The organism is Pseudomonas sp. 2FG (assembly GCF_005502935.1).
Taxonomy (GTDB): Bacteria; Pseudomonadota; Gammaproteobacteria; order Pseudomonadales; family Pseudomonadaceae; genus Aquipseudomonas.
In genome coordinates, this window is the sequence record NZ_SCMP01000001.1 from 345,788 (window position 1) to 372,234 (window position 26,447).

Annotated in this window: 26 protein-coding genes and 3 pseudogenes; 2 read left to right on the forward strand and 27 right to left on the reverse strand. The window is 61.5% G+C overall.

Going from position 1 to position 26,447, the window contains the following annotated elements; all coding sequences use genetic code 11:
• The 3 genes from FFS13_RS01530 to FFS13_RS01540 are packed head-to-tail and all read right to left on the reverse strand — an operon-like array spanning nt 1 to nt 3,979.
• Nucleotides 1-891, reverse strand: coding sequence for a class I SAM-dependent methyltransferase (locus FFS13_RS01530; protein WP_305956008.1), 891 nt, complete (start codon nt 889-891; stop codon nt 1-3).
• A complete protein-coding gene (locus FFS13_RS01535; RefSeq protein WP_137817362.1) occupies nt 888-2,453 on the reverse strand; it encodes a glycosyltransferase in 1,566 nt (521 codons plus the stop codon). The genes FFS13_RS01530 and FFS13_RS01535 overlap by 4 nt, the downstream gene beginning before the upstream one ends.
• Nucleotides 2,450-3,979, reverse strand: coding sequence for a glycosyltransferase (locus FFS13_RS01540; RefSeq protein WP_137817363.1), 1,530 nt, complete (start codon nt 3,977-3,979; stop codon nt 2,450-2,452). The genes FFS13_RS01535 and FFS13_RS01540 overlap by 4 nt, the downstream gene beginning before the upstream one ends.
• Nucleotides 3,980-4,364: 385 nt before the next feature.
• Here FFS13_RS01540 and FFS13_RS20315 point away from each other — a divergent pair.
• Nucleotides 4,365-4,460: pseudogene (locus tag FFS13_RS20315) on the forward strand (hypothetical protein); the annotation flags it as partial.
• 429 nt (nt 4,461-4,889) lie between these two features.
• On the opposite strand, the gene FFS13_RS01545 reads toward FFS13_RS20315, so the two are convergent.
• The 23 genes and pseudogenes from FFS13_RS01545 to FFS13_RS01650 form a co-directional block, all read right to left on the reverse strand.
• Nucleotides 4,890-5,315 (reverse strand): hypothetical protein, encoded by a 426-nt coding sequence (locus FFS13_RS01545; protein ID WP_137817364.1) that lies wholly within the window; start codon nt 5,313-5,315, stop codon nt 4,890-4,892.
• Complete coding sequence (ccmI, locus tag FFS13_RS01550) at nt 5,312-6,520, reverse strand: c-type cytochrome biogenesis protein CcmI (protein WP_137817365.1); 1,209 nt, start codon at nt 6,518-6,520, stop codon at nt 5,312-5,314. The genes FFS13_RS01545 and ccmI overlap by 4 nt, the downstream gene beginning before the upstream one ends.
• On the reverse strand, nt 6,517-7,014 hold the full coding sequence (locus FFS13_RS01555; protein ID WP_137817366.1) for a cytochrome c-type biogenesis protein: 498 nt from the start codon (nt 7,012-7,014) through the stop codon (nt 6,517-6,519). Before FFS13_RS01555 ends, ccmI begins: the two co-directional genes overlap by 4 nt.
• Nucleotides 7,011-7,547: a DsbE family thiol:disulfide interchange protein gene (locus tag FFS13_RS01560; RefSeq protein ID WP_137817367.1), complete on the reverse strand. Its 537-nt coding sequence runs from the start codon at nt 7,545-7,547 to the stop codon at nt 7,011-7,013. Before FFS13_RS01560 ends, FFS13_RS01555 begins: the two co-directional genes overlap by 4 nt.
• Nucleotides 7,544-9,517, reverse strand: a complete 1,974-nt coding sequence (locus FFS13_RS01565) for a heme lyase CcmF/NrfE family subunit (RefSeq protein WP_171006398.1) — start codon at nt 9,515-9,517, stop codon at nt 7,544-7,546. Before FFS13_RS01565 ends, FFS13_RS01560 begins: the two co-directional genes overlap by 4 nt.
• A 23-nt stretch (nt 9,518-9,540) precedes the next feature.
• Nucleotides 9,541-10,017, reverse strand: coding sequence for a cytochrome c maturation protein CcmE (ccmE, locus tag FFS13_RS01570; RefSeq protein ID WP_137817368.1), 477 nt, complete (start codon nt 10,015-10,017; stop codon nt 9,541-9,543).
• Nucleotides 10,014-10,190, reverse strand: coding sequence for a heme exporter protein CcmD (ccmD, locus tag FFS13_RS01575; RefSeq protein WP_137817369.1), 177 nt, complete (start codon nt 10,188-10,190; stop codon nt 10,014-10,016). The genes ccmE and ccmD overlap by 4 nt, the downstream gene beginning before the upstream one ends.
• Nucleotides 10,187-10,951: a heme ABC transporter permease gene (locus FFS13_RS01580; RefSeq protein WP_171006394.1), complete on the reverse strand. Its 765-nt coding sequence runs from the start codon at nt 10,949-10,951 to the stop codon at nt 10,187-10,189. The genes ccmD and FFS13_RS01580 overlap by 4 nt, the downstream gene beginning before the upstream one ends.
• A 16-nt stretch (nt 10,952-10,967) precedes the next feature.
• Nucleotides 10,968-11,639, reverse strand: a complete 672-nt coding sequence (ccmB, locus tag FFS13_RS01585; protein ID WP_137817371.1) for a heme exporter protein CcmB — start codon at nt 11,637-11,639, stop codon at nt 10,968-10,970.
• Nucleotides 11,636-12,271, reverse strand: a complete 636-nt coding sequence (gene ccmA / locus FFS13_RS01590) for a cytochrome c biogenesis heme-transporting ATPase CcmA (RefSeq protein WP_137817372.1) — start codon at nt 12,269-12,271, stop codon at nt 11,636-11,638. The genes ccmB and ccmA overlap by 4 nt, the downstream gene beginning before the upstream one ends.
• Before the next feature lie 282 nt (nt 12,272-12,553).
• Nucleotides 12,554-13,393, reverse strand: a complete 840-nt coding sequence (gene fleN / locus FFS13_RS01595; protein ID WP_171006399.1) for a flagellar synthesis regulator FleN — start codon at nt 13,391-13,393, stop codon at nt 12,554-12,556.
• A 188-nt stretch (nt 13,394-13,581) separates the two neighbouring features.
• Nucleotides 13,582-13,743, reverse strand: a pseudogene (locus FFS13_RS19930) (hypothetical protein); the annotation flags it as partial.
• A 236-nt stretch (nt 13,744-13,979) separates the two neighbouring features.
• Nucleotides 13,980-14,342, reverse strand: a complete 363-nt coding sequence (locus FFS13_RS01600) for an Hpt domain-containing protein (RefSeq protein ID WP_137817374.1) — start codon at nt 14,340-14,342, stop codon at nt 13,980-13,982.
• A gap of 30 nt (nt 14,343-14,372) precedes the next feature.
• Nucleotides 14,373-16,070 carry a fused response regulator/phosphatase gene (locus FFS13_RS01605; RefSeq protein ID WP_137817375.1) on the reverse strand — a complete coding sequence of 566 codons (1,698 nt, stop codon included), beginning with the start codon at nt 16,068-16,070 and terminating at the stop codon, nt 14,373-14,375.
• Nucleotides 16,071-16,081: 11 nt separating this feature from the next.
• Nucleotides 16,082-16,387, reverse strand: a complete 306-nt coding sequence (locus tag FFS13_RS01610) for an STAS domain-containing protein (protein WP_137817376.1) — start codon at nt 16,385-16,387, stop codon at nt 16,082-16,084.
• 120 nt (nt 16,388-16,507) lie between these two features.
• Nucleotides 16,508-16,813 (reverse strand): annotated as a pseudogene (fliJ, locus tag FFS13_RS01615) (flagellar export protein FliJ); the annotation flags it as partial.
• Nucleotides 16,804-18,279, reverse strand: coding sequence for a sigma-54 dependent transcriptional regulator (locus FFS13_RS01620; protein WP_137817377.1), 1,476 nt, complete (start codon nt 18,277-18,279; stop codon nt 16,804-16,806). The gene FFS13_RS01620 and the pseudogene fliJ, both read right to left, overlap by 10 nt.
• A gap of 294 nt (nt 18,280-18,573) precedes the next feature.
• Entirely contained in the window at nt 18,574-19,194 is a 621-nt protein-coding gene (locus FFS13_RS01625) for a TIGR04282 family arsenosugar biosynthesis glycosyltransferase (protein WP_137817378.1), read from the reverse strand.
• Complete coding sequence (locus tag FFS13_RS01630) at nt 19,191-19,886, reverse strand: TIGR04283 family arsenosugar biosynthesis glycosyltransferase (RefSeq protein WP_137817379.1); 696 nt, start codon at nt 19,884-19,886, stop codon at nt 19,191-19,193. The genes FFS13_RS01625 and FFS13_RS01630 overlap by 4 nt, the downstream gene beginning before the upstream one ends.
• Nucleotides 19,883-21,199: an MFS transporter gene (locus FFS13_RS01635; RefSeq protein ID WP_137817380.1), complete on the reverse strand. Its 1,317-nt coding sequence runs from the start codon at nt 21,197-21,199 to the stop codon at nt 19,883-19,885. Before FFS13_RS01635 ends, FFS13_RS01630 begins: the two co-directional genes overlap by 4 nt.
• A gap of 71 nt (nt 21,200-21,270) precedes the next feature.
• Nucleotides 21,271-22,512 carry a glutamine synthetase family protein gene (locus tag FFS13_RS01640; protein WP_171006400.1) on the reverse strand — a complete coding sequence of 414 codons (1,242 nt, stop codon included), beginning with the start codon at nt 22,510-22,512 and terminating at the stop codon, nt 21,271-21,273.
• A gap of 431 nt (nt 22,513-22,943) precedes the next feature.
• The gene (locus FFS13_RS01645; protein ID WP_137817382.1) at nt 22,944-23,912 is read right to left on the reverse strand and encodes a PA2778 family cysteine peptidase; all 969 of its coding nucleotides are present in this window, start codon (nt 23,910-23,912) and stop codon (nt 22,944-22,946) included.
• Nucleotides 23,897-24,295 (reverse strand): PA2779 family protein, encoded by a 399-nt coding sequence (locus FFS13_RS01650; RefSeq protein WP_137817383.1) that lies wholly within the window; start codon nt 24,293-24,295, stop codon nt 23,897-23,899. Before FFS13_RS01650 ends, FFS13_RS01645 begins: the two co-directional genes overlap by 16 nt.
• A 225-nt stretch (nt 24,296-24,520) precedes the next feature.
• On the opposite strand from FFS13_RS01650, the gene FFS13_RS01655 reads away from it, so the two are divergent.
• The gene (locus FFS13_RS01655; RefSeq protein ID WP_137817384.1) at nt 24,521-24,961 is read left to right on the forward strand and encodes an anti-virulence regulator CigR family protein; all 441 of its coding nucleotides are present in this window, start codon (nt 24,521-24,523) and stop codon (nt 24,959-24,961) included.
• A gap of 128 nt (nt 24,962-25,089) precedes the next feature.
• Here FFS13_RS01655 and arsJ read toward each other — a convergent pair whose 3' ends face one another.
• Nucleotides 25,090-26,310 carry an organoarsenical effux MFS transporter ArsJ gene (arsJ, locus tag FFS13_RS01660; protein ID WP_137817385.1) on the reverse strand — a complete coding sequence of 407 codons (1,221 nt, stop codon included), beginning with the start codon at nt 26,308-26,310 and terminating at the stop codon, nt 25,090-25,092.
• Between the last annotated feature and the right edge of the window lie 137 nt (nt 26,311-26,447).

Here is a 26,447-nt window from a genome sequence, read left to right on the forward strand (position 1 = left end):
TCAGCGATTCTCCGGCTTGCGCGCAACAATCACCTGGCTTTTCGGCAGCAACTGATCCAGCGCCTGCTTCATCGGTGCCGCCTCTGGCATCTTGATGACCTGGTGCCAAAGCTTGGCCCAGTCATTCAGCAACGGTGGATAGGGTGGTTTCACGAAGTCGTGAGAGGCTCCGTCAAGCTCGAAGCCTTCCGCCTTGGCAGAAATCCAGAACAGGAACATCCAGAGGGTCCAATAGAAGCCGTAGGCATCACGGCGGACAATCTCCAGCCCGGCATCGGTGACCAAGCGAGCAAAGGCCTCACGCTCGAAAATGTGGATGTGATTCGGCTGCTTGAAATGGGAGGGGGGAGCGATGATTTTCTGAATGTTTTCGCCAACCGGATCCGGCACGGCCAACAGGTACAGGGCTCCTGGCTGCCCGACCCGTACCAGTTCGCACATAAAGGCGGCGGGGTCTTCGACGTGCTCCAGCACTTCCATGGAGATCACCCGCGACATGCTGGCATCCGCCACCGGTAGCGGGAGGCTGTCGGACACAAAACCTTCTGCCTTGCGCGCCGGCGTCTGCGCAACCCTGGCGTGCAGCGATTCGATCTTTTCCGCGACCACGTCGGTGAATACTACGTGTGCGCCGCGGTTGGCGCAGAACAGCGTGGCGCCACCGGCGCCGCAGCCGACATCCAGCACAGCGTCTTCGGCGCTGATCGGAAAACCTCTGAACAGCTCGTTACTATCGCCCAGGTACCAGCCACTCTGCACTGCATCGACCAAGCCGCAGTCGCGGGAGTCGACGAAGTCCGGCTGACTGGAAGTCTCCTTCCAGATCTCTTCGATGGAGCGCGGGTCGCTTTCCATCCCGGCCAGGCGGCGGAATAAATCGAATTGATTCATTGGCTGAGCGCCTCGTCAAGGTTCAGGAAATCCTCCAAGCGCGTCATGGCAACCGCTTGGGAGCAGTGTCCGCGCATGCGTTCGATCGCAGCAGCCGACATCTGTGTGTAGCGCGATGGCTCGTTGCGCACGCACTGGTAGGCCGCACAATAGGCACGAACCAGTGAGGCCCAGTCGATTTGGTGGCGACAGGTCCGATAGGCCAGGCGAGGATCGTGCGACCAGGCCGTCGCGTCCAGCCAGCTATCGACAACAAAGGCCACTTCACTGTCGATGTAGTCAAGCATCGCCGAATGGCGCGGCGCGATCGCCGGTTTACCGCAGGAGAGAAACTCCATCAACGGCAGGCATTGCCCCTCGCCGTGTGAGGCGTTGACCACAAAAGCGCTGGCGCGTATCAGGCTGTCGAATTCGGCCTTTTCAAGAAACCCCTGCAGCAACACCACTCGGCACTTGAACTTGGGCATCCGCGCCATGCACATCAGCATGTCATTCAGCGCAGATTGGTACTCGTGGTGGCCGAGTTTGAACACCAGCGTGGCGTCCGCAGTATCCTTGAATGCCGCGCAAAAAGCCGTGAGCATGTCGACCCAGTTCTTGCGCCCATCGTAGGGGTTGAACAGTGCCGTGAACACGACACCTGAAAGCTCAAAGCTACATTCGTTCAATACCCATTGTGGTGTCCGTGGGTTGACTCCCGACTTGGGCAGTGAGGAGGGCTCAACCGGATTACGCGGTTCGAGTCGCTTGTCGTCAGACTCTATCACCAGCTCTACTGCTGTCGGTGCGGCTAACTGAGCAGGATCGGGCAACCAGGGCAGGAGCTCGCGCAGGACGCGTAAATACCATTCGCCAAGATAGCGACGGCTAATCTGCAGCCGTGATTGCTGGCGGGATGGTTGAATTACCTGCGTTGCTGTTTGGGCAGCAGGCGGGCTGTCCGTTTGCTCGCGAGTTCTTGCAGCAGCGACAGCCTTGGCCACCGCGTCGGGGCCAGGCATATAGGGTTCGAGGGCAACATCGTGGGTATCCAATACCACGCCCGAGCGCACCCGGATCCGCATGCCCTGCTGCAGCGGCTGGACCGCCGGCTGTTCGCGCAGTGACTGGTACTTGTCCCATACCGGCGAAGGGATGGAAATCACCGGGAAGCTCTCGCCCATTTCAGCTTTTACCGCTTGGACGGTGAGGCCTGAATGGGTAATACCGCGACCGCATTTTTCCAGCACATAACGCCAGTCCTGGCTCAGCTCATCCAGCCAGTGCTCATTCGGGATGCTGTCGAATTCCCAGGCGAAGACCGGGATCGTCGGGCAACGCAAGTTGAGAGGCGTTTTTTGCGGTGGAGAGAATGAAAGAAACAGGCAGCGCTCGCCAGCCGCGCAGGCCTCATCGTATAACCGATCGACCTCCACTTCGGGCCGCTCAATGACTTGCACATCCCCCAGCTCCTGCAGCACCGGCATGAAGTCGCGCAGGACAAAGTAATAGCTGTACTCTGGCAAACCCAGGCTTACCGCAATTCGCGCTGCAGTGATTTCCGAATAGACCAGGAACTTCATAGGTCCAGACTCTTTGGCGTCCAGACTTCTGGTTTCGCAGCCCCGGCAGTCAGAACCTTGTGCAAGAATGCCTTGAGCGCTTCACTGACGCGCTCAACCGCGGCAAAACTGCGCATCTGCTGGTAAGCATTGCTCGACATGCTTTGATAGTGCGCGGGGTTGTTACGTGCCACCAGATAGCTGCTCTGGAAGGCTTCCAGCAATGATTGCCAATTGAGTCGATGCCGGTGCGTGAACAGCATGCCAGTGGGGTCGTGCGGCCAACAGGTTGGCTCCAGCGAGTACTTGAGAACGAAGGCTACCTGCTCGTTCAGATAATCCGCCATTGCCGTGTGGTCCGGAGCAATTACCGGCTTGCCACTCGAGAGGAACTCCATCAATGGCAAGCACAGCCCTTCACCGGACGAGGCGTTCACGTAGTAACTGCTGGCACTGATGAGCGCCTGGTATTGCTCGTCCTCCAGGAAGCCGTGCAGCACCACCACACGACAACGGAAAGGAGCCAGACGCGACAACAGCGTCATCAGGACGACGCGGTAGTGCTCCAGATCGTGATGGATCATTTTCACGATCAGCGTGGCATCGTCGGTGTCCTTGAAAGCCCAGCAAAATGCGGTAATCAGATCGACCCAGTTCTTGCGCCCGTCAGCCGGGTTGAGCACGGTGGTGTAGACGACTCCATTGACGCCGATGAGGCGTGGCTCAGGTTTGGCTTCGGGCTCCTCTGGTTGTTGCGGCTCATCAGGCTCCTGCGGTTCCAGGAGCGGCTCATTTGACGACTGAGAAATAGCCGCAACGGGCTCAAGAGGCCGGTGAATCTCGCGCCACCACCCCGTCAGCAGCGCTTTGCTGAGCTGCCAGGCCTCGACGCGGCGAGTTGCAGACGAAAGATCGAGCTCTGCTGCAGGCTCGGGCGCTTCCGTAGCAGGCTCTGGCGCTTTCGCAGCAGGTTCTGGCTTGCGTACCAGACCATCCGCGGAGAGTCCCAAAACCGGGCTGTCGATGACGATGCCGGCAAATGGAAACTGGCGAGCCCCTAGATCAGGAGAAAGTCCATCCTGAGATGCAAGGCAGGCATAACGATCCCAAATCGGTGCAGGTAGGGCAATAACAGGAAAACTTCCTTGCATTGCGTTATCCACCAGCAGGGCCGTCTCCTGACTGGTAGTGATCGCGCCAATGGTATGGGCGAACACATGACGCCAATCGTTCCGGGGATCCTCGTCCCAGGCCATGGAAGGCAGGCTATCGAACTCCCAAGCGAACACAGTAGCCGTCGGACATTCCAAACCCAACGGAACTTGGTGCGGCGGACTGAAGTTCAGAAAAATGATTGGCTGCCCTTCCGCGCGGTAGCGCGCATAAAGCGATTCGATTTCAACCAGACTTTTAACCAGGATGACCGTACCGATTTGCTCAAGCGCGGGCATAAAGTCTTTCATCAGAAAAAAATAGCTGTATTCAGGCTTGCCCAGAGAAGCCTGGATGGTCGATTGGTCGATTTTTGAACCAACAAGAATGATCATGTTTTGTCCGTCACATGCAACCGAAAACCGATTCGGGTGCCGGGTGCCGCAAGCTAAATAAACGCGGAGTGCACCAGCAAATCCCCCTTAAGGCAAGGGCTATTGCCGTCAAATGAGTGCCTGGCTGGCGCCTAGCCCATGGCTGCTGGCTCTCGAGCTGAAAGTCGACCAAGCGGTCTGGATACGACCACATAACCAGGCTACCCGTCTGTCTCAGCCAAGGAATAAACGCATGCTCACTTCGATCCGCCTGACGTGTTCCACGGCCCCGCTGACCTTAGCCCGCACCGCCTCCACCACCACTTCGGCGGCCCATCGATGCCATCGTCGATAGCACGTCAGATTCGACCTCGCCTTTCACCTCGGATGACATGATCGTTCGCGCACCGTGTGCGGCAAGCGGCGCGGCGGGCGCAATGCGGAGTTTCTGCCGAGCCTGACCGATAGTCTCAAAAGCCTGTCCGGCGTCTATGCCTTGGCTCACGCGTTCTTTCGCTGCCAGCGCCCTACCCGGCACAAAACAGCCTGAGCGGTGATATCCGCCGGGCGGGCGCTGCAGCTGGGGATGCGGAATGTCTGGCGTTCTGGGTGGCGAAGGCTTGCCACGACTACGCGCGATGCCCTCCGCGCAATTGGTCGCGAGCTTCCGCCAGGAATGGCTGGCGGCCCAGCACATGGGCCACTCCGGCTGAAGCGAAAGGTTTGGCTATGTCTGAGTCTGCTGTTGCAGAGCGCTCATTGGGAAAGCGCAAAACCGTAGGCTGGCTAGAGTGCCGCGAAACCCAGCTCGACCCGTTGCTGGGTTTCGCCGAAAAACGGCTCTACCCAGCCTACATCCCTTTCGCGAACAGCACTTGCTCCTACGAAGAGCTGCAGCCCTGCTCAACATTTAACGGGTACATAGGCGTGCCTACTGCGGATATTGCCGGCTCAAACCCGGCGGCACACCGCTGCTGTCGGTGGGTAGCCAAGGCCCTTGCGGATTGCTGGCCCAACTCCAACCGTTGTCCCAGCGGTAGTAGGTGCGCTCGCGGTAGTAGATGCCTTTAGCCCCCTCCAACACGTAGACCCCCAGTTTGTTATCCCAATAGCTGCTCACCCCAGGCGGCGGGGCAAAGTGTGGGTGGGCCTTCATCCGCGTGCTGGGTTGCGGTTGCGGCGGGATCGGCTGGCTCGGTTGCTGCGTGCTGCGCGGTTTTGTGCTGGGTGCGGGCTTGCTGGGTGGTTGTTGGGTGCCGCGCGGTTCTTGCGGGATCGGCTGCTGCACCACAGGTACCGTACAACCGGCCAACGCCAACAGCAGCACCGCTAAACCGAGACGAATAGTAGTTTTCATTGCGCCGGGCCATCCGCCGTATCGATAGTCAGCTGTTGCCGATCCGCTGTGCTGCTAGCCAAGGGTTGACTGCGACCGATCCACTCGCCCGCCTTGGCATTTCCCGCGCGTGACACACGGGCTACCAGTAAGACCTGAGGGAAGTTGGAGAGTTTCAGCTGCGGCATCATCGCGTCGCTATCCGACAGGCTGACTTCCGCCGGCAGGTCGGCCACGGTCAGGCGCTTGACCGCCAGCGGCATCGGCGGGCCGGAGGCGGCGCGGGCGAAGACGAATACCGTGTCAGTGGGCTGGACTTTGCCTTGCAGCGCCGGCGCCAGTTCCACCCGTACCTTGAGCGCGGCAACCGTGGCCAGCGCAGCCGGCTCGGGCAGGGTTTCGCCCGCTGCGAGCCGTTCCCGGGCGCGCTCGATCCCCCCCTCAATCGCGCTGCGCGACGCATCACCGGCCGGCAGCAGAACCGCCAAGCGCTCCCAGAAGCCAATCGCATCCTTGAAGCGCTTGTCCTCAAACGCCGCAATACCCAGCAGGCCAAGGCTGGTGACCTCCTCCGGATTGGCCTGCAAGGCTTCATCGGTCAGCGCCTGCAGCTCCGCCGACCATTTTTTACCCTTGGCGAAATACAGCGCCTGGGCCAGTTGACCCAACAACTCGGGCTGACGCCCGGCCAGGCCAACGGCCCGCTCAAACGCACTCGCCGCGTCGGCAGCGCGATCTTGGGCCATATAGGTGCGACCGAGGAAATACCAGGCCTCGGCGGAATCCGGCTGGGCCTTGACGGCCTGCTCCAGGCGCGCGGTCATCTCCTCGACCGTGCGTGGCTGCTGGGCGAACTCACGGGCCAATTCGACTTTGTCGCTGGCGCCCCAGTGCAGGTAAAAACCAACCCCCATCAACGGCACCAGCACGGCGGCCAATAACGGGGTCAGCTTACCCAGGCGCGAGCTGCGCTCTTGCTCGGTGCCTTCGGTATCGGCCAGCAACTCACGGGCCGCTTCGGTGCGACCGGCGTCCAGTTGCTCAGTGCCGAGCTCGCCGGCCTGCTGCTGAGCTTCCAGCTCGGCCAGACGTTCCTGATAGAGGGCCACGTTGAGGGCGGTACGGTCTTCCTCGGCCTGGGCACGGCGGCCACGCAACACGGGGATCAGCAGAAAAGCCAAGGCCACCAGCAACAGCAGGCCGGCGGCGAGCCAGAAATCAATCATGGGTGTTTTTTATCCGCATGCTCTGAGTTTAAAAGTGCGTCGAGGCGCGCACGCTCCTCGGCGGAAAGCGTGGCGACACCCGCGGCGGCTTCCCTGCGACGGCGCAGCACGAGCACACCCATCACCAGCAGGCCAGCGATCAGCAGGCCCGCCGGGCCATACCAAAGCAACCAGGTACGGGCATTCAGCGCCGGCTTGTAGCGAACGAACTCACCGTAGCGATCGACCATGAACTCGACGATCTGCTCGTTGCTCTTGCCCTCGCCGAGCATGCGAACGATTTCCCGGCGCAGGTCGGTGGCAATCGGGGCGTTAGAGTCGGCGATGTCCTGGTTCTGGCATTTGGGGCAGCGCAGCTCCTGGGTCAGCTGGCGAAAGCGTGCGCGCTCGGCCTCATCGGCGAACTCGTAGGTATCGATAGCCGCCTGCGCGACGCCGATCAGGCTCAGGCCCAGTGCGGCTATGACTGCGGCCGCGCTAAGCCAGCGCTTCATTGGCCCGCCTCGTCGACCAGACCCTGATAGAGCGGCGCCAGCTGTTCGCGCCAGACGCGTTCGTCGATCACGCCGACAAACTTGTGGCGGATGATGCCTTGGCTGTCGATCAGGAAGGTCTCCGGCGCGCCATAGACGCCCAGGTTCAGACCCAGGCTGCCCTGCTCGTCGCGGATATTCAGTTGGTAGGGATTGTGGAATTCCTTCAGCCATTTCAGCGCGGCGGCGTTGTCGTCCTTGTAGTTGACGCCATAGACCCGCACGCCTTGCTGAGCCAGCTTGTTCAACATCGGATGTTCGACCCGGCAGGCCACGCACCAGGTCGCCCAGACGTTGAGCAACGCCGGCTTGCCGAGCAGATCGGCCTGGGTCAGGGTCTGCTCGCCCTCCACTGCCGGCAGGGAAAACGCCGGCACAGGTTTTCCGATCAGGGCCGAAGGCAGTTCGGACGGATTGAGGAACAGACCACGATAGAGAAACACCGCGCCAATCAGGAAGATCGCCAGCGGCAACAGCAAGATCGCCCGCTTCATGCTTGCGCTCCAGTCAGACCCAAGGCATCCCGCACACGGGTTTTCACTTTCACCCGGTAGCGCCGATCGAACGCCGCCAGCAAGCCGCCAAAACCGGTCAACAGGCCACCGAACCAGATCCAGCGCACATAGGGCTTGACGTGGACCCGCACAGCCCAGGCGCCATTTTCCAGCGGCTCACCGAGGGCGACGTAGAGGTCGCGGGTGAAGCCGGCGTCGATGCCGGCTTCGGTCATCACCGAGTTCTGCACGCTGTAGAGACGCTTTTCCGGGTACAGCACGGTGACTTCCTTGCCGTCCTCGATCACCCGTACCGTGCCCTTATCCGAGGTGAAGTTCGGGCCTTCAAAGTGCTCCGCGCCTTCGAAGAGGAAGCGATAGCCACCCAGCTCCATCGACTCGCCCGGTTCCAGACGCAGATCGCGCTCGGCGCTGTTCTGGCTGGAGAGCACCACACCGAGGGCGCAGACGGCGATGCCGAGGTGCGCCACCTGCATGCCCCAGTAGCTGCGGCTCATGCCGCGAATGCCTTTGAGCAGGCCGGTGTGGCGAGTCTTGTCGAGCAGATCGCGCACGCCAGCCAACACCACCCAGGCCGCCAGCAGGCAGGCCGCCAGCACCGCCCAGTGGAAATCCGCCACCAGCAGGGACGCGACACCGCCCAACACCACGCTGGACAGCAGCACCGGACTGAGCATACCGATCAGCCACTTCAGCGGTGTGTCCTTCCAACGCACTATCACTCCCAGCGCCATCACCAGCATGAGCAGGCTCATCAGCGGCACGAACAGCGCATTGAAGTACGGCGGGCCGACCGACAGCTTGGCGCCGGTCAAGGCGTCCAACACCAGGGGATAGAGGGTGCCGAGCAGGATCATCGAGGCGGCGACCACCAGCACCAGGTTGTTGCCCAGCAGCAGCATCTCCCGCGACCACAGGGCGAAACCCACGTGGCTCTTGACCACCGGCGCACGCAGGGCGAACAGCGTCAGCGAGCCACCGACCACCAGCAACAGGAAGGCCAGGATAAATACGCCGCGCTCGGGATCGGAGGCGAAGGCGTGCACCGAGGTCAACACGCCGGAGCGCACCAGGAAGGTGCCCAGCAGGCTCAACGAAAACGCCGCAATCGCCAACAACACGGTCCAGCTTTTGAACACGCCACGCTTCTCGGTCACCGCCAGCGAGTGGATCAGCGCGGTGCCGACCAGCCAGGGCATGAAGGAGGCATTTTCCACCGGGTCCCAGAACCACCAGCCGCCCCAGCCCAATTCGTAATAAGCCCACCAGGAGCCCAGGGTGATGCCGATACCGAGGAAGGCCCAGGCGACAATGGTCCACGGCCGCGACCAGCGCGCCCAAGCCGCATCCAGGCGACCGCCGAGCAAGGCGGCGATGGCGAAGGAGAAGGCGACCGAGAAGCCGACATAGCCCATGTAGAGCATGGGCGGATGGACGATCAGGCCGATGTCCTGCAGCAGCGGATTGAGATCGCGGCCGTCCACCGGGCTCTGCGGCAGGAGGCGTTCGAAGGGGTTGGAGGTGACGATCAGGAACAGCAAGAAGCCGATACTGATCATCCCCATCACACCCAGCACGCGGGCCAGCATCACATCCGGCAACTGCCGGGAGAAGATCGACACCGCGAAGGTCCAGCCACCGAGGATCAATGCCCACAGCAGCAAGGAGCCTTCGTGGGCGCCCCACACGGCGCTGAACTTGTAGTACCAGGGCAAGGCGCTGTTGGAATTGTTGGCGACATAGGCGACCGAGAAGTCGTCGACCATGAAGGCGTAGGTCAGGCAGGCAAAAGCAAACAGCAGAAAGGCAAACTGCCCCCAGGCCGCAGGCTGCGCCAGCCTCATCCACTGGTGATCGCCACGCCAGGCGCCGATCATCGGCAGCGTGGCCTGCACCAGCGCCATGCACAGGGCCAGAATCATCGCCAGGTGGCCCAGTTCGGGCACTATCAAACCAGGCATCAAGCCAGACATCATTGCGCCCCCTCTTTCGATTGCATGGCGTCCGACTGCATGGACTGATACTGGCCGCTGTCTTTGAGAGCCTTGGTCACTTCCGGTGGCATGTACTTTTCGTCGTGCTTGGCCAGCACTTCGTCGGCGATCAGCACGCCGTCGGCATTCAGCTTGCCCAAAGCGACTATGCCCTGCCCCTCACGGAACAGATCCGGCAGGATGCCGCGGTAGTGGATGGTGACATTCTTGGCGAAGTCGGTGACCACGAATTGCACGTCCAGCGAGTCGCCGAAACGCTTCAAGGAGCCCTTTTCGACCATGCCGCCGGCGCGAATCCGGGTGTCATGCGGTACTTCGCCATTAGCGATCTGCGTCGGGGTGTAAAACAGATTGATGTTCTGCTGCAGGGCGCTGAGCGCGAGTGCGACGGCGACCCCGACGCCGGCCAGAATGCCGAGGATGATAAACAGACGCTTCTTACGCAGCGGATTCACTTCTGACGCTCCCGGCGCAAACGACGCGCCTCTTCTTGCAGGTAACGGCGACGCGCCAGAATCGGCATCGCGACGTTGATAGCCAGCACCGTCAGGCCAATGCCATAGGCCGACCAGACATACAAGGCATGCTGGCCCATGGCGAGAAAATCGCCGAAGGAGGTAAAGCTCATCGTACGCCCTCCAGCCCCACTTGTTTCACCACTTCGGCCTTGACCCAACTGCTGCGCGACTCGCGCTTGAGCACTTCCAGGCGCATGCGCAGCAGCAATACGGCGCCGAAGAAACAGTAGAAGCCGAGCGCCATGAGCAACAGCGGCAGCCACATCTCCACCGGCATCGCCGGCTTCTCGGTGAGCTTGAAGGTGGCGCCCTGGTGCAGGGTGTTCCACCACTCCACCGAGTATTTGATGATCGGGATGTTGATCACCCCGACTATGGCCAGCACCGCGCAAGCCTTGGCCGCGCTGTCGCGATTGCTGATGGCATGCCCGAGGGCGATCACGCCGAAATACAGAAACAGCAGGATCAACATCGAGGTCAACCGCGCATCCCAGACCCACCAGGAGCCCCAGGTCGGTTTGCCCCAGATGGCGCCGGTCAGCAGCGCGATAACGGTCATCCAGGCACCGATAGGTGCGGCCGCCTGCAACGCCACATCCGCCAGCTTAATCTTCCACACCAGCCCCACCACGCCGGCCACCGCCAGCATGAGGTAACAGGACTGGGCGAGGATGGCCGCCGGCACATGGATGTAGATGATCCGGAAGCTATTGCCCTGCTGGTAATCCGGCGGCGCAAAAACCAGCCCCCACACCAGTCCCACGCCGATCAGCAACACGGCGGCCAGCGTCAGCCAGGGCAACCAGCGACCACTGATGTCGTAGAACCATTTGGGCGAGCCCCATTTGTGAAACCAAGTCCAATTCATCACGGTAACCAATTCATTTTTATTCGCCGACGCTGATAGACAGGCCGGCGGCTGTCGCAAAAGGAGTCAGTGTGACCGCTAACGCAGTGAGACTGCCCATCCACAATAAGTAACCGACCACCGGCAATCCTTGCAGGGCCGCCTGCAACGCCCCGCTGCCGAGAATCAGCACCGGGATGTACAGCGGCAGAATCAGCAGCGCCAGCAACAGGCCGCCACGCTTGAGGCCTACGGTCAACGCCGCACCCACGGCGCCGAGCAGGCTCAACACCGGCGTGCCCAGCAATAGCGTCAGCAGCAAGACCGGCAGGCAGCGCGCCGGCAGGCCGAGCATCAACGCCAGCAAAGGTGCGAGCAAGACCAATGCCAAACCGGAAAACAGCCAGTGTGCCAGCACCTTGGCCAACACCAGAAGCGCTAAGGGGTGCGACGAAAGGACCCACTGCTCCAGCGAGCCATCTTCGAAATCGCTACGAAACAAGCCATCCAGCGACAGCAGCACCGCCAGTAGCGCAGCAACCCAGATCAAACCGGGCGACAGGGTTTGCAGCAACTGGGTCTCCGGCCCGACGGCGAGCGGGAACAGGGCGATCACTATGGCGAAAAACACCAGCGGATTGGCCAGCTCCGCCGGGCGGCGAAACAGCAGGCGCGCCTCACGGGCGACGAGCAAGGTGAAGACATTGCTCATGGATTGCGCTGCCCCAAATCGAGATCGCGATAGCCCGCCGGCTTCACCGCCAGCGCGTGGTGGGTGGTCAACACCACCAGGCCACCTTGCTCGCAATGACGAGCCAGATGGCTTTCCAGTTGAGCCACGCCTTGCTTATCGAGCGCGGTGAACGGCTCATCGAGAATCCACAGCGGCGGTGCATCCAGATACAGCCGAGCCAGGGCGACTCGACGCTGCTGACCAGCCGATAAGGTATGGCAGGGAACATCCTCGAAACCGCGCAGTCCGACGGCCTCAAGCGCCTGCCAGATCGCGCCACGCTCGGCGGGACGATGCAACGCACACAGCCAGGCGAGGTTCTCCTCGGCGGTCAGCAAGCCCTTGATCCCGGCGGCATGGCCAATCCACAGCAGATTGCGGGTTAATTCAGCACGCTGCCGAATCAGTGCCTGGCCATTCAGGCGCACCTCGCCGGCGGTAGGCTGCATCAATCCGGCCAGCAAACGCAGCAGGCTGGTCTTGCCGCTGCCATTGGGGCCGGATACCTGCAACATTTCACCGGCAGCCAGGCGCAGGTCGAGCCGCTCGAAGAGCATGCGCCAATCCCGCTCGCAGACGAGCGCCACAGCTTCGAGTAAAGGGCTATTCACAGCATGGCGACCTTAGGGGTATTCAAGCTTCTGGCTATCAAGTCCGAGCAGGCTTGGCCGCTATATTGACGCAGGTTCAGTGCGCGGCCGACCCGGACGGGGCGGCATTATACATGCCATGCCCTGCCCCCCGAAGCGGGCATTTTCGACAGCTTGTAACCCGTTGATGAGCGAAATCAGCAGCAGGAAGGCCTACTGGCTAAAGGCGAAACCGCCAAGGCCGGTGGCGTAGGGAGTCCCGCGCCCGAGCCTTGCTATACCTACACAGCCCAGTGGCCGCTGTTATGCGGCCGAATCAGCGGTCGGCCGCCGCACCAAACGCTCGACGAAAAACTCCAGATGGCCGCGCGGGTTGGCCGGCAACGGCCAGGTGTCGACTTTCTGAGCTATCGCTTTGAACGCCAGCGCGCACTTCGAGCGCGGGAAGGCTTCGTAGACAGCGCGCTGTTTCTGCACAGCCTTACGGACTGACTCATCGTAGGGCACAGCGCCGGCGTACTGCAGCGCCACGTCGAGGAACCGATCCGTCACTTTGGTCAGTTTGGCGAAGAGGTTGCGGCCCTCTTGCGGGCTATGCACCAGGTTAGCCAGCACGCGGAAACGGCTCATGCCGTAGTCGCGATTGAGCAGCTTGATCAGCGCATAGGCGTCGGTGATCGAAGTCGGCTCATCGACCACTACCACTATGACTTCCTGGGCGGCGCGCACGAAGCTGATCACCGCATCGCCAATCCCGGCGGCGGTATCGATCACCAGCACGTCGAGGTTGTCACTGATCTCGCTGAACGCCTGGATCAGCCCGGCATGCTGCAGCGGCGAGAGGTGCAGCATCCTCTGTGTGCCCGAGGCCGACGGAACTACGCGAATACCGCCCGGCCCCTGCAGCAGGACATCGCGCAGTTCGCACTCGCCACTGATGACGTCGGCCAAGGTGCGCTTCGCCGTTAAGCCGAGCAGCACATCGATGTTTGCCAGGCCGAGGTCGGCATCCATCAACATCACCCGCCGCCCGAGGTCGGCTAGGGCCAGGGACAGATTCACCGCCACATTGGTTTTGCCGACTCCGCCCTTACCGCCGGTCACCGCGATCACCTGTACGGGATGCATACCCATGTTATCTATACACCTTATCTGACTTCGACTGGGGCCATTTGGCTGGTTCCGTTCGGATCATCCTGAACGGTACAAGACACATCCTACGCCTAGAAATTCTTGCGCCCGTCACACCTAGCCAGCGCGTCACGCCGGGCAAAGACCGGCAAACGGGGCGGCCATGGCATCTTCAGGCAATATCTGTTCCAACCCTACCTCAGGCTGATCACGGGCAGCTCCAGCCCTAGTCCCGCAACGCTTTTCCCGATGGCGCAAGCCAACGCCACCCGCACCGCGGCAGCTATCGCGACGGAATCTTGACTCTTCGACACGAGATTCGAAGCAGCCTCGGCAATCGAACAGATGTCACGTACCGGCACCCCGCTCTTGTGCCAGCTTCGGCGAGCTTTGCAGTCGGTCTCGCCGGTTTTGTCGCGGCGGGGTTTCGCCTCCCCCCTTGGGCTTTACCTCGGACGCAGACTTGAGGAGCAGATCGGGAGCAACGGACATGGGCACTCGCCGTGCGGATAGGGTAGTGCCAGAGATACAAAGGCTTGGGCCAGGCTTTTAGCGGGACTACGGCGCTGTGCGCAAGGTGCTCTGCGCTGCGCTGTGGTTAAGTCCGCGGCATCGGGTAGCGCTGCCGCTCGGACTTGAAGAGGATGCGCACGATGGCAAACTCGCGCTCGATCTGTTCGATCAGCTGCGGCGCCTCGGCCAGGAGTTCGCGCCGACTGGTCTCTTCCAACTCTTTGCACAGCCCAGCCAGGAGCGGCGCACCCATATTGCTGCAACTGCCCTTGAAGCTGTGCGCAGTCAACCTTAGGCTCTGCGCGTCACGGCCCTGCTGTGCGGCGTGCAGCAAACGCAGACGCTCTTCAGAGTCGGCCAGGAAGGTATCCAACAACAACGGATATTCGTCCTCCATGACATCCTGCAAGGCGGCCAGTACGGCGTTGTCGAGATGAGCAGCGGACACTTGGTCACTCCTTGATCAAGGGACTAAGGATTATGCCTGATCCGACCAGGAAAACTCCACGCTGATGCCACGCCCATCCTCCGGCCAGACGCAGCGCTCGGTCAGCTGGCGCACCAAGCTCAAGCCGCGCCCACAGAGACTGTCCGCCACTTGCTGCTGCTCCAGCATACGCTGCACATCGAAGCCCTGACCGCTGTCCTCGACCCGCACAATCAGCCGGCCACCGCCAGGTTCCGGCAGCAGCTCCAGGTGAAAGCGCACATAACCCTCGCTCAGACTGCCCAGGCGCGCGCTGCGCTCACGGTAGTAGTCGGCGAAACCCGTGACGTCGCATTTGAGCGCCGAATCCAGCCCCAGGACACCGTGTTCTAATGCATTCGAGTAGAGCTCGGCCAGCACGCTGTACAGCGCCCCACCCTGGACGCGCAAACCCTGCACTTCGAGGAGCAATTGCAGCAGGAACGGCAGCGGATTGAAGCGCTTGAGGGTTTGCGCACGAAACTCGAAACTCGCCGACCAATCCAGCGGACTGCTTTGCCCACCGTCGGCGAACGCCAGCGGTGGTCGCGGCAAGGTGCCGGCTTCGACCAGGCTGACCTCGACCATACTGACATCATCCTGCGCCTCACCACGGAAGCTGCTCAGCGCCTGCTGGATTTCTTCGAACAACAGATCAGGTTGGCGATTGGCCGCGAACACCGCCAACAGGCGCTCTTCGCCAAACAACTGGGCCGCGCTATTACGGGTTTCCAGCACCCCGTCGGACAGCAAGAACAGCCGATCACCCAACTCCAGCGGATAGATCTCACAGCTGTCATCAAAGGCCGTCGGTTCCAACACACCCAAGGGCAAATGCCGCGAGACCAACGCAATCCGCTCGCCGCTAGCGATGCGGTGCAGATAGCCATCCGGCAGGCCACCATTCCAGACCTCAACCACCCGCCGCTGAAAGCTCAGATTAAGCAGGGTGGCGCAGCAGAACACCCCCAGCGGCAGGATATGTTTGAGCTTGGCATTCACCTCGCGGAGGATTTCCGCCAGGGAGTAACCCTTGGCGGTCATGCCGTAGAACACCTCAGCCAGCGGCATGGCCCCAATCGCTGCCGGCAAGCCATGGCCGGTAAAATCGCCGAGCAGTACATGCATGCCGCCAGAAGGCTTGAACGCCGCCAGCAGCAGGTCACCATTGAACAAGGCATAAGGCGATTGCAGGTAGCGGATATTCGACGCGCTCAGGCAGCCGGAGTGCGCCACTTTGTCGAATACCGCCTTGGCTACCCGTTGTTCGGTCAGCAGATGCTCGTTGTGCCTGGCAATCAGGTCACGCTGCTGCAGCACGGTAGCTTGCAGGCGGCGCAGGCGATCCATGGCCTTGATCTTGGCGTCGAGAATGACCCGGTTATAGGGTTTGGCGAGAAAGTCGTCGCCACCGGCCTCCAGGCAACGGACCAAGGCCTCGCCTTCGCTCAGCGAGGTGAGGAAGATGATCGGCACCAGCGCTTCGCCGGCCACGTGTTTGATCCGCCGCGCCGCCTCGAAGCCATCCATCACCGGCATCAAGGCGTCCATAAGTACCAACTGTGGCCACTCGAGTTCGAACAACGCCACCGCCTCCAACCCATTGCTGGCGGTCAGCACCCGATGCCCCTGACGACTGACGATAGTCGACAGCAGCATCCGATCGGCAGCGTTGTCCTCGGCAATCAGGATGGACAGACGCTCGGCCATCAGTGGATGTCCTATGCGATTTTGAACAACTGTTCGAAGTTGGAGATAGCGAGAATCTTGCGCACGTCGGCATTGCAGTTGACCAGGCTGATCTGCGCATGGTCGCCACCCGCATGGTCACGCAGCAGCAGGAGCATGCCGAGGGCTGAACTGTCGAGGTAGGTAGTGCCCTCGAGGTCGACGACGTAACGCCTAGGACTGACATTCACCCGCTCGTAGGAGTCGCGAAACTCCTGGTGCGCGCCAAAATCGAAACGGCCCTGGATCCGAATGTTCAGCTCTTGCCCATCGACTGAGGGCAGCGAAGTGATGGCCATGAAACACTCCCTATGCAGCAGAAACCCATAATTTTATGCGCGGTGCGCACGCTGAAGATGTAGCACCGCCACTCGCCAACAGCAACCGCAACCGCAACCGCAACCGCAATCACATACGAACAGCCTTTGCGACGCCCCATCGAGCAACTTCTGCCCCCGTTTATCTGCGGCTGCACGGGCCTCGTCAAGATAACGCTGAACCAACTTGCGCAGGCCTTCCAGCCGCGCATAACGCTGCTGCCAAAGCTCAGAGGCCTGGTGCAGGTTATCGCGACTCCAGACCACTCTCAGGCTTTGCTGGCTAATGGCCGTTTCTAACTGCGCGAGAAAGCGCTGCTAGTTCATCAGCCATTACCCAGAGACACCCTGACGCCCTTCGGTGCTCCACCGCTGTTGGTAATCCGCCAGAGGGCGCGTCAATCCTCCGGCTGTTCCTCGTCATCGCGACGGCTCATGCCGTACTTGCGCATTTTCTCGACTAGGGTGGTCCGGCGAATGCGTAGGCGTTCGGCCGCACGCGCCACCACCCCGCCGGCTTCATCCAGCGCCTGCTGGATCAGGCTCCGCTCGAGATTGCCCAAGTAATCCTTGAGATCCAGGCCTTCCGGCGGCAGCAGCGCCGACGAATCCACGCGCGGTATGCCAGCACTGAACGCCACCCGCTCCTCCAACTCATCACGCAGGTTGGTCGCCTGTTGATCATGCTCGTCGTCGACCTGGCGGAACTTCTTCGGCAGCTCCAACACGCCGATCACGCCGTAGGGATGCATGATCGCCATGCGCTCGACCAGGTTGGCCAGCTCGCGCACATTGCCTGCCCAATCATGCCGACAGAGCGACATGATGGCCGCGGAGTTGAAGCGAATCGAACCGCGTTTCTCGAACTCCATGCGTGAGATCAGCTCGTTCATCAACAGCGGAATGTCCTCGACGCGCTCACGCAGTGGGGCCATCTCAATCGGGAACACATTCAAGCGGTAGTAGAGATCCTCGCGGAAGGTGCCTTGCTCGATCATCTGCTCCAGATTCTTATGCGTCGCCGCGATGATGCGCACGTCTGCACTCTGCGTCTTGTTGCTACCCACCCGCTCGAAGGTCCGCTCCTGCAACACCCGCAGCAGCTTGACCTGCATGGGTAACGGCATGTCGCCGATCTCGTCGAGAAATAGCGTACCGCCATTGGCCAACTCGAAACGCCCAGCCCGACTGGTGATGGCGCCGCTAAAGGCGCCCTTTTCATGGCCAAACAGTTCGCTTTCCAGCAATTCCGCCGGGATCGCCCCGCAGTTGACCGGAACGAAGGGCGCATCACGGCGCCTGGAGTGGTAATGCAGGTTGCGTGCGACCACCTCCTTGCCGGTGCCCGACTCGCCGAGGATCAGCACGCTGGCCTCGGTATCGGCGACCTGTTGCATCATCTGCCGCACCTGCTGAATCGCACGACTAGTGCCGACCAGGCTGCGAAACAGATTGGGTTCGCGCTGACGGCCACGATCACGGGCCTGGTCATACATCTCACGGTAGACCTGGGCACGATGCAGGGAGTCGAGCAGTTTGTTATAGCTTGGCGGCATTTCCAGACTGGTCAGTACTCGGCGGCGCAACTCTTCCGACCAATCGGCCGGCACAGCTTCGCCGATCAGCAGTAACGGCACCAACTCGTCCCAGCTCGCCAGTTGCTTGAGCAGCTCAAGCACCCCGCCCTTCGACTCAACCTCGCCAAGCAGCACGCTCAACACATCGCGGCTGCTGGCCAGTTGGCTCACAGTCTCACGCCAGTCGCGGCTGCTACAGACGAGATGCTCTTCCCCGAGAAAATCCAGAATGACCGCCAAATCCCGACGGCGCTCACTGTTGTCGTCAATCAGCAAAATTTTGGTTTCACGCCACATCTTATTTTTTCTAACTCGTGGGCTGGAGGAGGACCGCGTCGCCGTCAAAATTTACGGAAAACACCGGCAAGTGGCCACTAGTAAAGTTAAAAGCACGACAAGAGTCAATTTTATGGCGTGATTTTTCTGCTTTCCCGACGAAAAGTCTAAGCGGCTGTTTGGAAAGCCAGGAAATGTGCCGTAATAAACCGGCAAATTGGCGGAGAACATCCAGAAAAACGCAGGCGTGATTTAAGGCGCAGCGCAGGCAATAAAGGCGGCAATCGGCTCAACCGAAGAGCCTTGATCGCCCCTCTAGATCACGCGTAGACGAATCCCCAGCTCAGCCAAGCGCGGTAGATCTTCCGGGCGATCCACATCCCATAGCACCGACAGTAGCTCGTGCCCCCAGCCCAACTGCTGCAGACGTTCACAGGTCAACGCCAATATCTGGTCAGTGCCCCAGGGCATGGCCTCGAACAGCAGCGGGTCGAGCCGGCGCAAACCCAGCAGCACATAACCGCCGTCTTCCGCCGGCCCCAGCACCGCCTCCTGCGTCGTCAACGCTTGGCAGGCCGCGCCCAGATACTCGCCATCCAGCGCCGGACAGTCATTGCCGATCAGGACTACCGCATCACTCTCCGCCAAGCCGAGGGTCGCAATACGCCGCATCCGTTCGCCAAGATCGCCCGCGGGCTGTCCGATCACCGTCCAGTCGAACGCCTCGGCCAGGGCTTCCAGTTCCTCATCCGGGCCCTCGTCCAGCCACAGGAAGCGCTCAGTGAACCCCTGCGCGGGTAGGGCCAGCGCGCGCTCGAGCAGCAAACGTTGCAAGTCGCTGGCACCCTCTTCGCCCAAAACAGGGATCAGCCGGGTTTTGACCCGGCCTGGCTCAGGTGTGCGCGCTAGCAGGTGCAGGGAGATGGACAAGCTCATAACGGCGGTCCTCCGTAGTACTGTCGCGCCAGTTTTTCGGGGCTGGCACCGCAGTAGTAGGCCAAGCGCAAACGCCACATCAGTAGCACCGTACGCCAGATACCATGCTGCTCCCAACGACGGCTCGATGTCACCAGTGGAGGCCACAAACAACGCGGCCGGACCAAGCGTTTGAGGCGTCGCGACAGCTCCAGATCCTCCATCAGCGGCAGTGCGGCGTAACCGCCCACAGCCTCGAACAGGCGGCGCGCAACGAAGATGCCTTGATCACCGCTGGCTATGCCGGTGAGTCGCGAGCGCAGGCTGATCATCTTGCCGATCAGTCGTAGCGATGGACCAGGACCCGATAACTGCACATCGAAACGGCCCCAGGCCGGCTGTTCGGCGAGCACCACGAGCAAGCCTTGCCAGGCCCGCGGCGCTACTCGCGTGTCGGCATGTAGGAACCACAGGTAACGCCCGCTCGCTAGGCTGGCGCCGGCATTCATCTGCCGCGCACGCCCTGGAGCGGTCGTCAGGACTTGATCGACGGCAGTCGCCGACTGCTGTGCGCTGCCGTCATGGCTGCCGCCATCGACCAAAATCAGCTCGGCGCCTGCCGCGCGCAGGCCCTGCAGATCGTCCAACAGCCGCGGCAAATTCTGCGCCTCATTCAGCGCGGGAATGATCACGCTGAGCAACGGCGCCGTCATCGTAGCGCTTCGTCAACCGGCTCAGCGGGTGATTCAACCGGAGGTTCCGACGGGTTCTGCATCTGGTCGTGCACTATCTGCTCAGCGACCCTAGGATCAAGCGCCGCCACCAGCGGTGAGCTGGTCATATTGTCCGGCATCGCAACGTGATGCAGCGGTGCATCTTCGACCTGATACAGCTTGCTTACCGCATCCGGGCGGATCCGCCAAACCAGGGTAAAGGCACAGAAGCTGACGAAGGCAAAGAGCATGTGGGCGCCCAGCTGCCGCATCAACACCCCAGCCACCAACGGGCCCAGGCAGGCACCAATGCCGAAGGTGACCAGCAAGATGGCGGTCAGCGACACCCGGTGTTCGCCCTCGACATGGTCATTCGAGAAGGCGACCGCCAAGGGATAGAGGCTGAACTGCAACAGGCTGACCACAAAGCCCATGGGGAACAACAGCTCCAGCGGCACCGCAGGCATCAAGGCCAACGGCAAGGCCGCCAGCACCAGCAGGAATGCGCAACCACGGATCAAGCGGGCGCGATCATGCCGGTCGGACAACCAGCCCAGCGGCCACTGCACAAGCAGCCCGGCGAGGATGCAGCAGCCCATAAACAAACCGACTTGTTCGGTGCTCAGCCCCAAGCGAGAGGCATACAGGGGGGCAAGACCATAAAACGAGCCAATCACCAGCCCGGACACCAAGGTCGTGGTCAACGACTGCGGCACCCGCTTGATGAAAAAGCGCGGCTCCAACGGCGCCGGGTGCATCGGTGCCGGGTGAAGCTTGCGTGTCACCGCCACCGGCACCAGGCACAGGGCAAAGCACAGCGCCACCAGCATCAACAGCTCGAGCCCGAGGGCCGGGTGCAGTACCAGCACCAGCTGGCCCAGCACCAAACCGAGGTAGGAGGCGATCATATAACCGGAAAAGACCAGGCCTCGCTGACTGGCGTCGGCCTGCTCGTTGAGCCAGCTCTCGATCACCATGTACTGACACATCATGCCCAGGCCGACTATGGCCCGCAGCACTATCCAGGCCGGCAGCCAGTCGATCAAACCGTGCCCAAGTACCGCGGCGGTCACCACCCCCGCGCAGGTGACATAGGCGCGGATATGCCCCACCCGTGCGATCAAGCGGTGGCCGAGTTTGCCGCCCAGCACCAAACCAAAGTAGTTGGCCGCCATCAGCGCACCGACCCACAGGCTATCGGTCTTATCCGCGGCGAGACGCAGCCCCAGGTAAGTGCTCAACAGACCAGAGCCAATCAGCATCAGCAGGCTGGCGAAATACAGCGCTCGAAAAGACTTCCAGATTCGACGCATCGGCGTTCCGAGCGGCTCCTTGAATGAGGGCCCGGACGCTGAGAGACAACGCCGCCCGGGGAGGCAGAAACTTAAGCCTGGGTGGCTAGAACGCGGCGCTCCCAAGGCGTGATCTCGTCGAAGAAACTCGTAAGCTCCATCGTCTTAGTAGCAATGTAGCCTTCGATGAACTCCTTGCCGAACAGTTCCCGCGCCAATTCGCTACGTTTCAAGCGCTCAATCGCCGCGTGCATGGTACAGGGCAGGCTCAGCGCCTCCGGCACCGCGAACTCACCCTGGATCGGCTCGCTCGGTTGCAACCCATGTTCAAGCCCATACAGACCGGCCGCCAAGCTCGCGGCCAGCGCCAGATAAGGATTGGCATCGGCGCCCGGCAGGCGATTCTCCACCCGCCGCGCGACCGGCGCACTGGCCGGGATACGCAGACCCGCCGCGCGGTTATCGTGCGACCAGCAGGCATTGTTCGGTGAAGCATAGGGATGACACAAGCGCTGATAGGAGTTGACGTTCGGCGCGAACAACAGCGTGAACTCCGCCAACGCCGCCTGCTGACCACCAATGAAGTGGTAGAACGCCGCTGTGGCTGCGCCGGACTCATCACTGAAGATATTCCGCCCGCTGCCCTGCTCCACCACGCTTTGGTGAATGTGCATGGAGCTGCCGGGGGTCTTCGCCAACGGCTTGGCCATGCACACCACGGTCAACCCGTGCTTGAGCGCGACTTCCTTGAGCAAGTGTTTGAACAGGAACGTCTGATCGGCCAGCAGTAGCGGATCGCCGTGCAGCAAATTGATCTCGAACTGACTGACGCCCATCTCGTGCATAAAGGTGTCGCGCGGCAGACCGAGCGCCGCCATGCACCGATAGACCTCATTGAAGAACGGCCGCAGGCCGCTGTTGGAGGACAGGCTAAACGCCGAACAGCCGTCCTCACGCCGACCGTCCAGGCCAACCGGCGGCTGGAACGGCTGCTGCGCATCGGCATTCGGGGCGAAGACAAAGAACTCCAACTCGGTCGCCACCACCGGCGCCAAGCCGCGCTCGGTATAGCGGGCAATCACGCGTTTGAGCAGGCCGCGGGTGGACAGGCCGGAGCTCCGGCCATCCAGCTCATCCGCATCGCAGATGGCCAGGGCGCGCGGCGTCTCGCTCCAGGGCAGGCGGTGAATTTGCGTCGGATCGGCGTTCAACGCCAGGTCGCCATCGTCGCTACCGTAGAAAGACGCGGGCGGGTAACCGCCCATGATGCATTGCAGCAGTACGCCACGCGCCAGCTGCAAACGCCGCCCTTCGAGGAAGCCCGCGGCGGTCATCACTTTGCCCCGCGGCACCCCGTTCAGGTCAGGGGTTACACACTCGATTTCGTCAATGCCGGTCAATCGCTCAGCGAGTGAACTGCGGCCGTCAGTGGTCATCACGTCTTATCCTTGTTAGTGCCCATGCCGCACTCTAACGGCGACCCGTACAAAATACGCACCACCCGTTCAAGATTTCAAGCGCGAACACCAAAGATAATCGCGGGCCAGTCGGCGGGGTGACGGCAATAGCGGGCGAGATGCCGCGGCAACGCTCTCCGGGCGCGGAACTGAGCAATTGCCAAGCCTGTGGCTGGCTGGAACCTGATAGTCCAGGCTGAAGGCATAGGACAGAGGGCTTGATCTACTGGCTGTCGCCGCCGCAACGTGACGACTGCAGTCTGCTTGATTAGCTGCCGCCCTTAAGAAAGCAGGCGCAGCCCAGCCCATCAGGGCTGCGGACACGCTGGCGGCGGCAAGCACTGCCCGGCTGCCTGATCCGACTTAACCTGCACCGGGGCAAAACGCTTATCCGCCGGGGCCAGACGCCGAGCACAGGCCCCGACCTCCTTCGCCGCAGCCTCACAGCCCCGCTCTGCCAGCACTTGCGCCAGGTTGAACCAGCCGGCGGCGAAGCTCGGCGCGCGCTCGATGCTTACGCGCAGAGCCGCCTCGGCACCCGTGCGATCACCGGCCGCATAACGACTGTTGGCCAGGGCAAACCAACCCAGAGACTCCGCCGGCCAACGCTCGGTCGCGGTCAGATAGGCCTGCTGAGCCACCCGGCTATGCCCAGTTTCTTCCAGATCACTGGCCGCCTTTAACCAGGGCCGCAATTGCGCACCGGCCGGCAATCGATCACCCGGCAGCGTCACGACAGCCCAACGTCCGCTGCGCGCCCAGGTAGTGTCGAAGCTGGCGAAGTCAGTCAGCCAGCGACGGGTGATGCCCGAGCGCAGAATCAGGCTGCCATCGCGGCGGTCGTAGCCGACCAACACCGCAAAATGCCAACGCGGATACCAGTCGAAAGCCAGATTCTGCAGCACCAGCACCGGATTACCCGCCGCCACCTCCTTCAGCAGATCCGCCAAATGCGGTTGCAGTGGATAGACGAGCAGCTCATGCGCACGCGCTGCCGCTACCATCTCGACCTGCAGGCTGCCTTCACGGCCGGGAATATAGACCCGATCCTTGAGCAGGCCAGGACTGGTGGCGACACCACGCTGGCTGAGCATCGTCGCCAACGCCGCCGGCCCGCACTGATAGTCACTCTGTGCGAAAAATGGCACTTCGGTGAGCTCTACCCGCTCCGGCAACAACGCGCTCTCCGCTGGTAGCACCGGGGAGCGCGCGCATGCAGCCAGTAAAGCAAGCAGGACTAGCGGGAGAACATGCCAGCCTTTCAACGATTTATACATTTGACGAAGGTGAAAATATCGGTCGCGCAGAGCAGGTCGGTGATGATGAAAATCACCAGAAACAGCACGATGATGCCGATGATGCCGCCGGCCGGGGCCTCCTCCAACTGCTGGTTGAACTGCGCCAATTCGGCAGTGGTCAAGCTATTGATCCGATCGGCAACCTGAGTTCGCTCGACCCCGAGTGAGGCCAGTTTCTTTTGTACGCCCTGATCATCGAGCATCGCCAGCAGATGCTCACGGTCGACCTGTTGCTGCTGCTCGGCCAAGACCTCGGCAGTACCCAGCATGGCGGCATTCGCCACGGGCAGCTGAGCGATCAAAAGCAGATGAAACACCGCTAAAACAGCAGCCAATCTACGCAGGAATGAACGTTTGAACATGGTGGCGTCTCCTCAGCTAAGCATTCGGTTGAGACACAGGCCCTGAGTACAGGGCTCCTTCAGAGCATAGACAATCGATCGTTGCTGAAGTTGAGACGAGTGCGAGCCCCTAACAGCAGTGAGTCGAAGCGCCATGACTGAATCGACATGCACCGCTAAGCTCGGATAAAGCAGCACCTAGGCTGGCGCTCCCATGCGCACCGCTAGCACCGAGGAGTCTCATTCATGCCCCTTCCACGTTCCCTTCTGCTGATCTTCACCAGCCTGGCTTTAGCGTTGAGCACCCCGGCACTGATGGCCGCCCCTAAAAATGCTCATGGCAATCAAGGCAACTATTCTGGTGGCGGCTACGGCTACGGCTACGACGACCACGACGTGACCATCAAGCTCAACGGCCCACAGATAGACATTGGCCGGGTACGCATCATCCTCGGGGATAACCGGGACCTGATTGGCCCTGTGCAATCCCTACCCCCAGGAATCCAAAAGAACCTGGCGCGCGGTAAACCACTACCGCCTGGCATTGCCAAACGCTTCGACAGCCGCCTGCTGGGCAAACTGCCGCACTACGCTGGCTATGAGTGGCAACAAGTCGGTCGCGACGTCGTCTTGGTAACGCTTGCGACTGGCCTCATCTATGAAATGCTGCACGACATTCTGGACTAGGTCTCAACTGCTGATGGTCGGCTGATGGTTTGTCTCCAAACGAGAGGTCTCTGACTACCTATTACCCGCTCGCTTCACGCAAGCAGGACGCTTCGAGTACAGGAGTCGCGCCCGCCATGACGGTGGGGTCATCTCGCCTCGGCGTGCCTGGGTAAGGCGATAGAGATCAGCGCGGCCAGCAACACGAAGGCCGTCGAAATCCACAGGCAGGCACCCAGCCCGTAAGCCTGGTAGAGCCACCCGGACAACAGGGTGCCGATCAGTCGACCCATGGCGTTGGACATGTAGTAAAAGCCCACATCCAGCGACACGCCGTCCTCCTTGGCATAGGAGACGATCAGGTAGCTGTGCAGCGAGGAGTTCACCGCGAACAACGCACCGAACAGCATCAAGCCGCCCAGCAGCACCGCGTGCGCGGACAGCCCGGCATTCAACCCCAGTGCGATAGCGGCCGGCAGACCGGCCAGCAGCAGCGCCCAGACGAAGGCGGCGCGACCATCCGGGACCTGTCCGCGCCGCTTGCCGGTGATGGCCGGGGCAAAGGACTGGACCATGCCGTAGCCGATGACCCAGGCCGCGAGAAAGCCGCCGACCTGCCAGAAGTCCCAACCGGAGACCGTGCTCAGATACACCGGCAGTGCCACCACGAACCACACATCGCGGGCCCCGAACAAAAACAAGCGTGCGGCAGACAGGATATTGATCGCCCGGCTCTTGGACAGGATGTCGCGGAATTTCGGTTTGGCTTTGGCCTTGCCGAGATCCTTCTTCAGCAGGAGCAGGCTGCTCAGCCAGATCAGCGCCAGCACCGCCGCCATGGTCAGCACCGCGCCCTTGAAGCCCATCAGCGCGAGCAAGGCACCGCCGAGGAAGAAGCCCACCCCCTTGAGCGCATTCTTCGAGCCGGTGAGGATCGCCACCCACTTGTACAGCCTGCCTTGCTGGTTGTCCGGCACCAGGAGCTTGATCGAGCTCTTGGCGCTCATCTTGTTGAGATCCTTGGCGATGCCCGACAGCGCCTGGGCGCCCATCACCCAGGGGATAGTCAGCCAGGCCACGGGCACCGTGAGCATCAGCAAGGCCAGCACCTGTAGGCCCAGGCCGATATTCATGGTGCGGTTCAGGCCCAGCCGGGCGCCGAGGTAGCCGCCCACCAGGTTGGTGATGACCCCGAAGATCTCGTAGAACAGGAACAGCAACGCAATCTGCAGCGGGCTGTAGCCCAGGCTATGGAAGTGCAGCACCACCAGCATGCGCAGCGCGCCATCGGTGAGAGTGAATGCCCAGTAGTTGCCGGTCACCAGCAGGTACTGGCGGACTTCCGGGGCTAGCCGGGTCAGGGCATGCATCGGGGACTCCTGTCTTCGTCTGGGCGATGCGCTTGCATAGGGTGGGTAAAGCTTTGCGAGCAGAGCTCACTACTACACCGCAATACCTCGGCTTACACCCCGTAGGAACGGCCCATGGCCGCGAAGGTACCCGCGCG

Bases quoted from the DNA above. Each gene is read 5' to 3' on its own strand.
- FFS13_RS01530 (WP_305956008.1), bottom strand. From the start codon at position 891: ATGAATCAATTCGATTTATTCCGCCGCCTGGCCGGGATGGAAAGCGAC.
- FFS13_RS01535 (WP_137817362.1), bottom strand. From the start codon at position 2,453: ATGAAGTTCCTGGTCTATTCGGAAATCACTGCAGCGCGAATTGCGGTA.
- FFS13_RS01540 (WP_137817363.1), bottom strand. From the start codon at position 3,979: ATGATCATTCTTGTTGGTTCAAAAATCGACCAATCGACCATCCAGGCT.
- FFS13_RS01545 (WP_137817364.1), bottom strand. From the start codon at position 5,315: ATGAAAACTACTATTCGTCTCGGTTTAGCGGTGCTGCTGTTGGCGTTG.
- ccmI (WP_137817365.1), bottom strand. From the start codon at position 6,520: ATGATTGATTTCTGGCTCGCCGCCGGCCTGCTGTTGCTGGTGGCCTTG.
- FFS13_RS01555 (WP_137817366.1), bottom strand. From the start codon at position 7,014: ATGAAGCGCTGGCTTAGCGCGGCCGCAGTCATAGCCGCACTGGGCCTG.
- FFS13_RS01560 (WP_137817367.1), bottom strand. From the start codon at position 7,547: ATGAAGCGGGCGATCTTGCTGTTGCCGCTGGCGATCTTCCTGATTGGC.
- ccmD (WP_137817369.1), bottom strand. From the start codon at position 10,190: ATGAGCTTTACCTCCTTCGGCGATTTTCTCGCCATGGGCCAGCATGCC.
- ccmB (WP_137817371.1), bottom strand. From the start codon at position 11,639: ATGAGCAATGTCTTCACCTTGCTCGTCGCCCGTGAGGCGCGCCTGCTG.
- FFS13_RS01605 (WP_137817375.1), bottom strand. From the start codon at position 16,070: ATGGCCGAGCGTCTGTCCATCCTGATTGCCGAGGACAACGCTGCCGAT.
- FFS13_RS01610 (WP_137817376.1), bottom strand. From the start codon at position 16,387: ATGGCCATCACTTCGCTGCCCTCAGTCGATGGGCAAGAGCTGAACATT.
- FFS13_RS01620 (WP_137817377.1), bottom strand. From the start codon at position 18,279: ATGTGGCGTGAAACCAAAATTTTGCTGATTGACGACAACAGTGAGCGC.
- FFS13_RS01625 (WP_137817378.1), bottom strand. From the start codon at position 19,194: ATGAGCTTGTCCATCTCCCTGCACCTGCTAGCGCGCACACCTGAGCCA.
- FFS13_RS01630 (WP_137817379.1), bottom strand. From the start codon at position 19,886: ATGACGGCGCCGTTGCTCAGCGTGATCATTCCCGCGCTGAATGAGGCG.
- FFS13_RS01635 (WP_137817380.1), bottom strand. From the start codon at position 21,199: ATGCGTCGAATCTGGAAGTCTTTTCGAGCGCTGTATTTCGCCAGCCTG.
- FFS13_RS01640 (WP_171006400.1), bottom strand. From the start codon at position 22,512: ATGACCGCCGCGGGCTTCCTCGAAGGGCGGCGTTTGCAGCTGGCGCGT.
- FFS13_RS01645 (WP_137817382.1), bottom strand. From the start codon at position 23,912: ATGTATAAATCGTTGAAAGGCTGGCATGTTCTCCCGCTAGTCCTGCTT.
- FFS13_RS01650 (WP_137817383.1), bottom strand. From the start codon at position 24,295: ATGTTCAAACGTTCATTCCTGCGTAGATTGGCTGCTGTTTTAGCGGTG.
- FFS13_RS01655 (WP_137817384.1), top strand. From the start codon at position 24,521: ATGCCCCTTCCACGTTCCCTTCTGCTGATCTTCACCAGCCTGGCTTTA.
- arsJ (WP_137817385.1), bottom strand. From the start codon at position 26,310: ATGCATGCCCTGACCCGGCTAGCCCCGGAAGTCCGCCAGTACCTGCTG.